We start from the raw sequence: 12,131 nt of genomic DNA, 5'->3' as shown, positions 1-12,131 counted from the left end.
GAAAAGGCCAGCCAAAGGGCTTCGTTTTAGATCAAACTACCTAAAGACTAAAATAAAGTTAGCACCTATACTGATTTTATCTTCTTGTGCTTGTTTATACGTAAGTTTAAAATAGAGGACAAGATTCATTTCACAATGGAATATATCATAGGAATTATTTTATTAAGATGAATAAACTAGTTTTATGATTAATTACAGATTTTAATCCCAAATTCGATAGGATATAAAAGCAAAATATCAAATATAGGCTAATATTCAGAGGTATATATATTGTTTATTTTTATAAAAAAAGACCAATCATACAAAAATAGAGAATATTCCCACAGCATGGCAGGCATTGTCTTACTTGTGTTTTAATATACTGTTCTATTAAATTTATATAAAAGATGACATCCAAATACTCTGGCCGGCGAATTAATTCGCTGTGTTTTTATGTAATATAAATATAGCCGAATGATTAATAAAAGAATAATATCAACTATATTTAGCAGTTAATCAGGTCAGTAGATTTAATCTGATAATGTTTTTACACTTTTCTACTCATCCTTTTTAAGGAAAATAAAAATTATTTTTCTTAATCTAAATTTCATTCGCCAGTATTTTGAGCCGTTAATCTTGATGAGTAGATAGAGACCGCTACCGTCAACCGGAGCGATGATCGAGGGTATCCCACGTAGTGGGCAAACGATGCGTGCGAAGCGTTAAGGCCCATGCTATGGGCCTTAATTTGGTTGAGGCTGCGGAGCTAAGATGATCACTGAACGATTATTAACCGAAACAATGATCCGATTTTGGGATCCCTTTCCTTAATTCCGCCGCTCAAAAGCAAGTGCTCTGCGCTCCACCAGCCGCATCAGCAATGTCAGCAAACCATTCACCGCCAGATAAACAACCCCTGCGGCACCAAATACCATCACGTCATAAGTACGGCCATACATCAGTTGGCTATAACCCATAACTTCCATCAATGTGATGGTGTAAGCCAGTGAGGTACTTTTAAATACCAAGACCACTTCGTTGGAATAGGATGATAACGCACGCTTAAAGGCGAATGGTAGCAGGATACGTAACGACTGGGCTTTTGACATGCCAAGCGCTTCGCAGGATTGCCACTGACCTGATGGGATAGCCCGAACTGCGCCGTAGAATAATTGCGTGGTATAGGCCGCACTGTTCAATGCCAGTGCAATCATGGCGCACAGCCAAGGTTGCGACAACAGGCTCCATAACCATGGGTATTCACGGATGGCCGGGAATTGCCCTGGGCCGTAGTAGATCAAAAAGATCTGCACCAGCAGCGGGGTACCCGTGAATAGCGTGATATAAATTTTGACCAGTGGCGTGATAATCGGTGTTTTCAGCGTCAATACAATAGTAAACAACAGTGATAACACCAATGCGACCAACAGGGATGTAATGGTCAATGTCAGGCTGGTATGCAGCCCTTTCAGGATCTCGGGTAAGTATTCTAGCATTAGGATGGACTCCGTTCAAAACGGGTAGTTCGGAGTTCAATCCATTTGAGCACATACTGGCTCAGCAGGGTAACCACCAGATAGATTGCTGCTGCAATCACATACCAGGTAAAGGGTTCCTGAGTTCGGGTAGCAATGCTTTTGGTTTGCAGCATCAGGTCATTGACACTGATCAGCGACACTAACGCCGTATCTTTCAACAATACCAACCATTGGTTGCCCAACCCCGGTAAGGCATGACGCCACATCTGCGGCATAATCAAGCGGAAGAAGATGGCGGTTTGGCTCAAACCTAATGCCTGACCCGACTCCCACTGCCCAATAGGCACGGCTTTCAATGCACCGCGTAGGGTTTGCGAAGCATAAGCGGAATAAAGCAGGGCCAGTGCGATAACCCCACATAAGAACGGGCTAACCTCAAAATTATCGATATTGAGTTTAATCGGCAGCTCAAACAGATAGAGATTCAGGGTAAAGCCGTCTGACAGCATCATCAATAGCTGGGAGGAGCCGAAATAGATAAACAGGACCACCAGGATCTCCGGTAGCCCGCGCAAAATAGTGACCCAACCGGTAGTCAGGTAGCTGACCACTTTCAAGCGTGATGATTCACCGACGGCAAATAGCATTGCCAGAACCAGGCCAAGGGCCAGTGCACAAACGGCAAGGCCGACGGTCATGCCGGCGGCGCTTGCTAAAGGTTGAAATTCATTCATGGGTGCTTAGATTATTGCTGGAACCATTTTTTATAAATGGTCTGATAGGTGCCATCTGCTTTAACTTTCGCCAGTGCAGCATCTAACTTACCCTGTAATTCGGTGTTGTTCTGACGAACTGCAATACCTAAACCGGTACCGAAATAGTCAGCGTCAGTCACTTTATCCCCAACCGCCGCCAGTTGGTTATTCTGCTTTAACCACTCGTTTACCACGGCAGTATCACCAAACACCGCGTCCAGACGGCCATTTTTCAGATCCAGAATCGCATTCTGGTAGCTGTCATAAGGTACGGCGGTAATTTCAGGGTGTTTTTCCATCAGGTATTTCTGATGGGTAGAGCCATTCTGCATACCAACACGTTTGCCTTTCAGGGCAGCGACATCAGCCAGTTTGCCTTTCTCGGCGATAAACAGTGCCGAGTTATCATAATAAGGCTGAGTAAAAGCCACTTGTTTTTGACGCTCAGGAGTAATGTCCATACCCGAGATAACAGCATCAAAACGTTTGAATTTCAGGCTTGGTATCAAGCTGTCAAAGGCCTGATTAGTAAAGGTACATTCGGCTTGCATCTCTTTACACAGTGCATTAGCCAGATCGATATCGAAGCCCTGTATTTTATTATTGGCATCGATAAATTCGAATGGCGGGTAAGTCGCTTCAGCAGCGAAACGGATAGTTTCAGCGGCAGAGGCGGACAAACTGATACTGGCAAGGACGGCCGCAATTATTAATTTTTTCATCGCAAATTCCCAAATAGATATCAATGTGACAGATAGCTGGCAAAAGCTTCGGTAGTGGGTTGTGTAAAGTGGCTGGCATCGCCTTGTTCCACCACATGACCGTTTTCCATGTAAACCACACGGCTGGCCGTTTTACGGGCCACTTCAACTTCATGGGTGACAATCACCTGAGTGATACCAGTTCCGGCCAATTCACGGATAATACTGACGATTTGTGCGGTAATCTCGGGGTCAAGTGCCGCAGTTGGCTCATCAAACAGCAACACCTGTGGCTCCATCATCAATGCGCGGGCAATTGCCACCCGTTGTTGTTGACCACCGGAAAGATGCAGAGGGAAACGATCTGCAAAATCAGTCAACCGCAGGCGTATTAATAACTTTTGCGCCCGCGCCATGGCCTCATCTTTTGACAGACCCAGCACACGGCACGGGGCTTCAATCAGATTTTGTACCACTGACAGATGCGGCCAAAGATTATATTGCTGGAACACCATACCCACGTTCTGACGCAATTCGCGGACCGCCTTTGCGCCCGGAGCTTGGGTAAAGTCGAAGTGATTACCGGCGATCTGCAAGGTCCCTGAACGGGGCACTTCCAGCAGATTAAGTACCCGCAGCAATGAGCTTTTACCGGCACCGCTTGGCCCTAATAACACCAGGGTTTCGCCCACAGGACAGTCTAATGTAATGTCGAACAGCGCCTGATGTGCGCCGTAGTAACAGTTAATTCCGTTAAGTTGAATACTCATGCGCCAAATCTGAATAGCCAATGATGCGGTGAATGGTAACTTCCGCGGCATACTTATGCAATCTTTGTGCGTTAAAATTTATTAATAACCAGAAGTCAGGGTTGAAAACAGCATAACCTTTGGCTTTGACTGCTATCAGAGAGAATTTGTCATGCGATGAATAAATCTGACAGAGCATCTGTCGTGTAGGCTAACAAGTGAGCAAAAATAGAATAAACTTTAAAATCAAGGAGTAGCGGCTTAACTGGAAAAAAACCGATACAGTTTAACCCTCATCTTTCAAGCCGCAGGGGGATGGCGGCGCTGGTCTGCCGCCTTCTGGTATGGGCTATCGACGTTATATGAGGTTTAGTGATCGCCCAGAAGTTGGCGCAAACTGCTGGCTGGGGCAGAGACACCCATAAAACGAATATCATCGACAACCCAGCAAGTGCCTTCACGGATCATGAGCACTTCGTCCTGCCATACCACTGATTGGCCACCCGCGGTTTGATGGGTTAAATTGACACGCAGCGGGATATTTCGGGCATCAGTATTCGGAATGGTAGAGGCGCTGGCAACCTCTGCACGGGTGCTACCTTCCCGTAGACTAGTGAATATATCACCGTTTATCGCTTGATTTTTATTCACTTGAGCAGTTGCATGCGTAGTCGCTTGTTTTCTGGCAGTTTGAATTTCTTCATACAGTGCCTGACTCAGATAAGGGCGGAATTGGGCAGACAGATTATCATCAGGCAGACCACGGTGATTGCCAACTTGCTGAACCCGCAGGTCATAGAATTTTTGCGCTACTGTATCCGGCCCCCCTTCAACACAAGGAACAGAGCGGCTGCTGATATCCTTAAACGCAGGATCGACAGTACTGCTACAGGCGCTGAGCAGAATGGCAAGAGGAAGAACCAAAGCTATATTTTTCTTTTTCATACGATGACCTTAAGAATCTGTTATGAAAGTGATTGTAGTATAAACCCTGATTTTCTGACTGTCTTACTCTTACCTTATATTGCGTTATACCCTTGGTATTTGCAGCCACAGGGTTCATTCGTTTACAGCCGACCGGCAACATCAATGATTTTGGCTATATTCTGATGTGCCCGCGCCTGCGGGGTTATCAGCCACGCAACTTACCGTGTTCTTTCAGCCAGCGGGCGGTACGGATAATACCTTCGTCCAGTGAGATAATTGGGCGATAACCTAATTCCTCTTCGGCGCGGTGGGTATCCAGCGTCAGATCAAAATTGAGTTTGGCAACAGCATAGTGGGTCAACACCGGTTCTTTTTCTGCTTTGTTACCCAGTTTTTCCATTGCCCTGGCCATGATATCCATCATCGGATAAGGCACCGAGCGAATACGGCATGTCATGTCCAATTCTTCCAGCAAATGCTGCACAATAGTACGCAATGGGCGGGGTTGCTGATTGGTAATGTTATAGGCCCGACCGGACAGGGTATTCTGACTTTGGGTTGCCAACCACATGGCATGTACTGCGTTTTCCAGATAGGTCATGTCCACCAGTGCATTGCCGCCACGGGGCAGCAGCAGGGTGCCATAATATTTAATCATCTGTAACAGACGCGGCAACATCACGGTGTCATGTGGGCCGAATAGACCCTGCGGGCGTAAAATAGTGAAATGCGTTTGTGGGTTGGACAGCGCCAATTGTGTGATAACCTCTTCACCGGCGGCCTTGCTGCGGGCAAATTCGTTGGCGAAACGTGCCGGGCGAAAATCTTCCTGAATATTACGATGGTGGTGATAATCGAAATAGATGGCGGGTGAGGAGATATGAATAAAATTTTCCACACCATAAGCGGTCGCCCATTCACCCAAACGGCGTGTAGCGCGCACGTTTGCCAGCTCAAAAGCCTGTTCCGTACCCCATGGTGAGGTAAAACTGGAGCAATGCCACAGTGTATCGACATCTGCCAGCATAGCTTTTGCCTGTGAGGAAACCAGATTCGTCAGGTCTGCATGAATAAATTCAGCCCCCATTTTTGTCAATAATGCCCCCATCGCCTGATTGTTGCCAGCGGCGATGACTTTGATACCCTGACGACGGAGATATTCAACGGCATTTCGGCCTAACCCACAGGTTGCACCGGTGACCAATACCTTCATAGCGAATTCGGTTCCCACCAAAAATCAGAATGCTAGCGTTTAGAATTATTCGCCCAGCAAATAAGATGCCATTCTTCCGTGAAATGATGCGTTATGCAATCAGAAAGGGCCGAGTAGGTCGGTCAAATCGCCAAAATGTATTCCACCGGCCTATGGTTATGGCGATAACCTGTTTTCTCTTTCAGCCATTATTTGACGATACAGCCTCTGCTGATAAACCATGCTTTGATCACATTTCGCACATTGCTTTGTCTGTGAGATATTACAAATATTAATAATGGTATATATTTGGTACATAAGTGGATCACAGTATGACGTTTTACCATGGATAGTTGACATATCGGTGGAAATTATCGCTGGCGAGACTCATAAATTTGTTAATCAATAAGGGGGTATCACTCATGGCACATAAACGTTTACTGGACTGTTGTGCTTCCGATCTGCTGCAGATGGATAAAGCGGCGCTGATGTACTCCATTCGCGCCAGTGAAGGGCGTGTGATGGTGAGTGAAACTATCGCTATCACTCAGCCGCTGCTGAACAATGTCACCAATGCTGAACTTGCCGCTTCACAAGGGGCGGATATTTTGCTGATTAATATGTTCGACAGTGAGAACCCGCTGATTCAAGGTATGCCAGCCGGTATCGCCCCTGAACAGACGCTGCATGAACTACAACGCCTGACCGGGCGCATCATTGGCGTCAATCTCGAGGCGGTCGATCCAGAATTTGCGAGCGTGCATGATGATATTTGGAAAATGAAGCCCGGCCGTGCCGCGACAGCAGAGAATGCACGGCGGTTGGTCACGATGGGAGCCAAAGTTCTGGTGCTGACCGGTAACCCGAATAACGGCGTCAGCAACCGTTCGCTGGGATTGGCGCTCAAGGATATTCGTGAGGCGGTGGGCGATAGCGCGGTACTGATCACCGGTAAGATGCATGGCGCCGGTATAGTGCGGGAAAGCGGTAGCGCTATTATCAGCGAAGAAGATGTTGCCTGGTTTGCGCAACAGGGCGCGGATATCGTACTGATCCCCGCACCAGGCACAGTACCCGGTATGAGCCAGCAGAAGGTGGCGGCGCTGATTGACTGCGCACATACTCATGGCGCACTGGCGATGACCGCAATAGGAACCTCTCAAGAGGGCGCTGATATTAATACCATCCGCCAGATAGCCCTGATGAGTAAGATGGCCGGAGCAGATCTGCATCATATTGGTGATACCGGTTATATGGGCATGGCATTGCCGGAAAATATCCAAGCCTATAGTGTGGCGATCCGAGGTGTCAGGCATACCTACACCCGGATTGCGCGTTCGATTAATCGCTAACCATTAGCCGTTAATTATTGTTTCATTGTCAGCATCTGTGTTATTCAGGAGCCCGACTCACTACCTGATTCGCTTTTCGGTGGCATATTACGTTCGTGGTCATATTGTTCCGCCAAGCTAGCAATGCGTTTTGCCATGCCACGGAAAATAAACAGATGTGCTGGCATCATCACAAACCAGTAAAGTAAGCCGCTAAAGCCTGCCGGGTGCCACCATGCCCGGACATCGAAACGACGACGGCCGCCTAACTCATTGATAGTAAAGGTCAGGCGGCCCAGTCCCGGCGCCTTCATACCGAACATCATTGCCAACTGGCGTAATGGTTTGATCGTGATCACTTTCCAGCCATCAATCAGGTCACCCAGTTCGAGTGTTTCCCGATCCGGGCGGCCATACACCACACCACCACCGGCGATGTCATCCATCCAGGCACGCGTTTTCCATAACGGATTGGCATAGAAATAACCTTCTTTACCGCCGATTTGTTGCACGACATGCCACAACGCTTCACTGGAGGCGCGGGTAGAGAGTTGGCAGCCTGCCTGTTTAGGATAAAAACCGTAACCGGGCCGCCAGCGGGCGCGGGCTTCGGGGTCGTAACCCCAGTCGGCTGAGTCTACCACTTCATCTTCACGGCGCAGTGTCTCTCTGACTGCATCGTCAAAACTCACCAGTTGCTGTGGAATTAGCGCCTGTAAAGCCTGACCCTCGGCGGGTAAATCGTGGTTCAATCCTTCAATCAAGGCACTGGCAATCGGGGTTGGCACCGAGGTGATCATATTGATGAAATAGACTGAGATAAAACGGGTGGGTAGTGGAATAGGGATAAGCCAGCGCCGTTTACCACTGATAGCAATAAAACGCTCAAACATTGTTTGATAGCTAATGTATTCCGGGCCGGCAACATCGAAAATTCGGTTCTCGGGTGCCGGATGGTTGAGTAGCTCAGTCAAATAAACCAGCAGATTATCCAGTGCAACCGGTGACGATTTAGAACGTACCCAGCGCGGAGGCGTCAGAATTGGCAGGTTATAAACCATATCACGCATCACTTCAAACGCGGCAGAGCCTGGGCCGACGATAATACTGGCGCGCAATTCTGTCACCGGAATACCACTTTGGCGCAGTAGCTCACCGGTCAACTTACGGGCGACCAGATGGGGCGAGCGGCTATCACCCGGTTGTAATGAGCCAAGATAAATGATTTGTTTCACGCAGGACGGCGGTGTCTGTAGCGCTGCCTTCAGATTGTTGGCAGCAATGCGTTCTTGCTCAATCAAATCCTGCCCGTCGCCCATGCCATGCACCAGATAATAAACCACATCAATATCTTGCAAGGCAGCGGTGAGGGTTGCGGGTTGATAAAGATCGACAAAGCGGCAATCGACGCCAGGCCACGGCTGCTCTTTTAGCCACTCGATGCGGCGGGCAGCGGCAGTGACATGATGGCCCTGTTGGCTAAGACGTGGGATCAAATGCTGGCCGATATAGCCGCTGGCCCCTAGCACCAATATCCGTTGCGGTATCATGAATGAAACTCGGTTAAAAATTCACGCCACAGTGCGACCACTTTTTCCAGATCTTGGCGGCTGATATTGATATGGGTAATCATTCGGGTGATGGGGCCTGCACTGATTAATACACCACGTTCGTGCATCCAAGGGCCGAGTTTGGCCGCTAACTCGGCAGATTGCTTAATATACAGCACATTGGTTTGCGCGCCCGGTGCCACAATTTCAATATCCAATGAGCGCAGTTGCTGCTCTAACCACACTGCATTGTCGTGGTCATCTTTTAATCGGGCAATATTGTGCTCGAATGCGTACAACCCCGCCGCCGCCAGAATACCGGCTTGCCGCATGCCACCGCCGGTCATTTTGCGCCAACGGCGGGCGCGTTGAATATATTCAGCACTGCCACACAGCAGGGATCCGACCGGGGTTCCTAACCCTTTCGAGAGGCAAATTGTCAGGGTATCGCAATATTGGCTTATCTCGCTCAGCGGTACATTTAGCGCTACGGCGGCATTAAAAATACGTGCGCCGTCGATATGTAAGGCCAATTTCTTCTCGCGGGTTAATGCCCAGGCTTGCTGCAAATAACTCAGTGGTAACACTTTACCGCTATGGGTATTTTCCAAACTCAACAGCCGGGTCTGGGCGAAATGGATATCGTCGGGTTTGATGGCCGCCAGCACTTTATCCAGTGGCAAAGTACCGTCATCATTGGCATCAATCGGTTGTGGTTGAATACTACCCAGCACTGCGGCCCCACCCGCTTCATATAGGTAATTATGGGCTTTTTGACCGACAATATATTCTTCACCTCGCTGGCAGTGAGTTAATAATGCCACCAGATTGGCCTGGGTGCCGCTAGGTAGGAACAGAGCGGCTTCTTTACCTGATAGCCTGGCGGCTTCGGCTTGTAAAACATTGACCGTCGGGTCATCGCCATACACATCATCGCCGACGTCGGCATTGGCCATGGCATGGCGCATTGCAGCGTTAGGTTGCGTTACTGTGTCACTGCGTAAATCGATCAGCATAATTTTCTCACGGGCTGGAAAATAGTTGCTTCATCATAACGAGAATATTGAAACAAAAAAGCCAACTAAAAAGTTATTTGTTCTAAATAGGATATTAATCCCGCAATAACGGTTTATTTGCTGATTAAAACCAATGGGGATATAGCGTAAATTCTGTAAGTCTGGAATACTAACTTATTGTAATTTTGCTATTTTATTTTTTAGATACTGGCTGGTCGAGTTCATAAACAAAGCTTGGCGTAACTGATCCTGAAATCTAATCGCTCTGGAATCAAAGCAGGCACCGAGAATAAAAATTTTGGAAAACGTGTTGGCACGTAATTGGAAAAATTTGTCTATATATTTTATCCGGCTAATTAAAAATTCATCGCTGCCAGCGGGTATCTGCGGTGAAAGAATATTATCTGGTATTAAAAAAGATTTTTGGGTCATTGAAAAAAAGACGTAACGAGTATGAAATTAACAATGAGATATAATCATCCGTTTTGTATCCCTCTATTTTCTCACTGTAAGATTTTGCTCTGAGTATGCAGATTAGCTCCGCTGAGGGCGAGGGATCTGACATCGTGTTTTTTGCCACAGAGACCGGTATGAAACCGGTCTCTGTGACGGGAGAAGCGAGGAAGTTCTATAGCTATTGCCACGTTTTTTATTAACGCAGCCAGTTGGTCTTCGCCAGTTCGACGATTTCATCACCACGGCCATTGATGATGGCTCTTAGCATATACAAGCTGAATCCTTTGGCCTGTTCAAACTTGATTTGTGGTGGCATTGATAGCTCTTGCTTGGCGGTGACCACATCCACCAATACCGGCCCCGGATGCGCAAATGCGCTTTCCAGTGCGGCATCCAGCTCAGAGGCTTTCTCTACCCGTATCCCTTTGATACCCGCTGCATTGGCAATGGCGGCAAAGTCCGGATTATGTAAGTCAGTGCCATCGGTCAGATAACCACCGGCTTTCATCTCCATCGCGACGAACCCCAGCACACTGTTATTAAACACCACAATTTTCACTGGCAGTTTTAATTGTGCCAGCGTGAGAAAATCCCCCATCAGCATAGTGAAACCGCCGTCACCACATAAGGCCACCACTTGCCTGCCGGGGGCGGTGGCTTGCGCACCAATGGCTTGTGGCATGGCATTAGCCATTGAACCATGGTTAAACGACCCCAACAATCGCCGCTTACCGTTCATCTCCAGATAGCGGGCCGCCCATACCGTGGGGGTGCCAACATCACAGGTGAAAATGGCATCATCGGTGGCATGGCGGCTGATTTGCTGTGCCAGATATTGCGGATGAATCGGCTGGTTGTCATTGGCCGTCGCCAGCCCGTCCAGATCTTTGCGGGTGGTACGATAGTGTTCCAGCGCTTTGGTCAAAAACGGACTATCACTTTTGGCTTCTAACTGTGGTAAAAGTGCAGTAAGGGTGGTTTTGATATCGCCGACCAACGCCATATTCACTGGGCAATGAGCGCCAATACTACCGGGGTTGATATCAATCTGGATGATATTTGCATGGGTGGGATAAAACGCGCGGTAGGGGAACTGTGTCCCCAGCAGCAGCAAAGTATCGGCGTTGATCATGGCATGATAACCAGAGGCGAAACCAATCAATCCGGTCATACCCACACTGTAAGGATTATCCCACTCAATATGTTCTTTACCGCGTAGAGCATGCACCACCGGTGCTTGCAGCATTTCAGCCAGTTTCACCACTTCATCATGGGCATCAGCACAGCCGCTACCACACATCAGGGTGATGTTTTTTGCCTTGTTCAGCATCTGAGCCAGAATGTTTAACTCACTCATAAGCGGTTGAACTAATGGCAGTGTGGGTGTTTGCCACACGACAGCGGCATCTTCGGGGGCGGGTTGCAACGCGATATCGCCCGGTAACACAATCACTGAAACGCCACGGTTAAGAATGGCCTGACGCATGGCGATTTCCAGCACCCGTGGTAACTGCTCTGGATTAGAAACCAATTCACAATAGTGGCTGCATTCGCGAAACAGTTCTTGGGGATGGGTTTCTTGAAAATAACCACTGCCAATTTCGCTGGAAGGAATATGTGCGGCAATAGCCAGCACCGGAACATGATTGCGATGGCAATCAAATAAGCCATTAATCAGATGCAAGTTACCGGGGCCACAGGAACCGGCACATACCGCTAACTGCCCAGTGAGTTGTGCTTCAGCACCCGCAGCGAAAGCGGCAACCTCCTCATGGCGTGTCCCTAACCACTCGATAGTTCCCATACGATGCAGGCTATCACTCAGACCATTGAGTGAGTCGCCAGTTACGCCCCAAATGCGCTTAACGCCAGCTTGTTCCAACGTTTTTGCCACCAGTGTTGCCACAGTTTGCTTCATTATTGTTCCCTCAAGGATTAATGGCGAGTCATTATTCTATGAAGTCAAAGTATGGCGCGTTTGACAATAATTGCCCCAT

10 protein-coding genes are annotated in these 12,131 nt (G+C 48.2%); 1 reads left to right on the top strand and 9 read right to left on the bottom strand.

The features are described from left to right. Window positions 1-806 precede the first annotated feature (806 nt). From artM to AEP37_RS03455, 6 genes are all read right to left on the bottom strand, one after another. The gene (gene artM / locus AEP37_RS03480; protein WP_049609904.1) at window positions 807-1,475 is read right to left on the bottom strand and encodes an arginine ABC transporter permease ArtM; all 669 of its coding nucleotides are present in this window, start codon (window positions 1,473-1,475) and stop codon (window positions 807-809) included. Then, window positions 1,475-2,191, bottom strand: a complete 717-nt coding sequence (gene artQ, locus AEP37_RS03475; RefSeq protein WP_049609903.1) for an arginine ABC transporter permease ArtQ — start codon at window positions 2,189-2,191, stop codon at window positions 1,475-1,477. The genes artM and artQ overlap by 1 nt, the downstream gene beginning before the upstream one ends. A gap of 11 nt (window positions 2,192-2,202) precedes the next feature. After that, a complete protein-coding gene (artJ, locus tag AEP37_RS03470) occupies window positions 2,203-2,934 on the bottom strand; it encodes an arginine ABC transporter substrate-binding protein (protein ID WP_049609900.1) in 732 nt (243 codons plus the stop codon). Window positions 2,935-2,954: 20 nt separating this feature from the next. Further along, complete coding sequence (gene artP, locus AEP37_RS03465; protein WP_053101933.1) at window positions 2,955-3,683, bottom strand: arginine ABC transporter ATP-binding protein ArtP; 729 nt, start codon at window positions 3,681-3,683, stop codon at window positions 2,955-2,957. A gap of 348 nt (window positions 3,684-4,031) precedes the next feature. After that, entirely contained in the window at window positions 4,032-4,607 is a 576-nt protein-coding gene (locus AEP37_RS03460) for a lipoprotein (protein WP_049609895.1), read from the bottom strand. A gap of 187 nt (window positions 4,608-4,794) precedes the next feature. Further along, entirely contained in the window at window positions 4,795-5,802 is a 1,008-nt protein-coding gene (locus AEP37_RS03455) for an NAD-dependent epimerase/dehydratase family protein (RefSeq protein WP_049609892.1), read from the bottom strand. A gap of 401 nt (window positions 5,803-6,203) precedes the next feature. Between AEP37_RS03455 and AEP37_RS03450 the strand changes: the two genes are divergently transcribed. After that, window positions 6,204-7,133, top strand: a complete 930-nt coding sequence (locus AEP37_RS03450; protein ID WP_049609889.1) for a DUF7916 family protein — start codon at window positions 6,204-6,206, stop codon at window positions 7,131-7,133. A gap of 44 nt (window positions 7,134-7,177) precedes the next feature. On the opposite strand, the gene AEP37_RS03445 is transcribed toward AEP37_RS03450, so the two are convergent. The 3 genes from AEP37_RS03445 to poxB form a co-directional block, all read right to left on the bottom strand. Then, window positions 7,178-8,662 (bottom strand): DUF2867 domain-containing protein, encoded by a 1,485-nt coding sequence (locus AEP37_RS03445; RefSeq protein WP_049609887.1) that lies wholly within the window; start codon window positions 8,660-8,662, stop codon window positions 7,178-7,180. Further along, a complete protein-coding gene (gene ltaE / locus AEP37_RS03440) occupies window positions 8,659-9,678 on the bottom strand; it encodes a low-specificity L-threonine aldolase (RefSeq protein ID WP_049609885.1) in 1,020 nt (339 codons plus the stop codon). The genes AEP37_RS03445 and ltaE overlap by 4 nt, the downstream gene beginning before the upstream one ends. A 652-nt stretch (window positions 9,679-10,330) precedes the next feature. Further along, window positions 10,331-12,052 carry a ubiquinone-dependent pyruvate dehydrogenase gene (gene poxB / locus AEP37_RS03430; protein WP_049609882.1) on the bottom strand — a complete coding sequence of 574 codons (1,722 nt, stop codon included), beginning with the start codon at window positions 12,050-12,052 and terminating at the stop codon, window positions 10,331-10,333. Window positions 12,053-12,131: the final 79 nt, after the last annotated feature.

It is taken from the genome of Yersinia pekkanenii (assembly GCF_001152565.1).
GTDB lineage: Bacteria > Pseudomonadota > Gammaproteobacteria > Enterobacterales > Enterobacteriaceae > Yersinia > Yersinia pekkanenii.
The sequence above is the reverse complement of the archived record's forward strand: the minus strand, read 5'-3'. Positions and strand labels throughout refer to the sequence as shown.

What these genes read in the sequence shown, in the direction of transcription:
- artQ (WP_049609903.1), bottom strand. Translation starts at nt 2,191, where the DNA reads ATGAATGAATTTCAACCTTTAGCAAGCGCCGCCGGCATGACCGTCGGC.
- AEP37_RS03445 (WP_049609887.1), bottom strand. Translation starts at nt 8,662, where the DNA reads ATGATACCGCAACGGATATTGGTGCTAGGGGCCAGCGGCTATATCGGC.
- ltaE (WP_049609885.1), bottom strand. Translation starts at nt 9,678, where the DNA reads ATGCTGATCGATTTACGCAGTGACACAGTAACGCAACCTAACGCTGCA.
- artJ (WP_049609900.1), bottom strand. Translation starts at nt 2,934, where the DNA reads ATGAAAAAATTAATAATTGCGGCCGTCCTTGCCAGTATCAGTTTGTCC.
- AEP37_RS03450 (WP_049609889.1), top strand. Translation starts at nt 6,204, where the DNA reads ATGGCACATAAACGTTTACTGGACTGTTGTGCTTCCGATCTGCTGCAG.
- AEP37_RS03455 (WP_049609892.1), bottom strand. Translation starts at nt 5,802, where the DNA reads ATGAAGGTATTGGTCACCGGTGCAACCTGTGGGTTAGGCCGAAATGCC.
- poxB (WP_049609882.1), bottom strand. Translation starts at nt 12,052, where the DNA reads ATGAAGCAAACTGTGGCAACACTGGTGGCAAAAACGTTGGAACAAGCT.
- artM (WP_049609904.1), bottom strand. Translation starts at nt 1,475, where the DNA reads ATGCTAGAATACTTACCCGAGATCCTGAAAGGGCTGCATACCAGCCTG.
- artP (WP_053101933.1), bottom strand. Translation starts at nt 3,683, where the DNA reads ATGAGTATTCAACTTAACGGAATTAACTGTTACTACGGCGCACATCAG.
- AEP37_RS03460 (WP_049609895.1), bottom strand. Translation starts at nt 4,607, where the DNA reads ATGAAAAAGAAAAATATAGCTTTGGTTCTTCCTCTTGCCATTCTGCTC.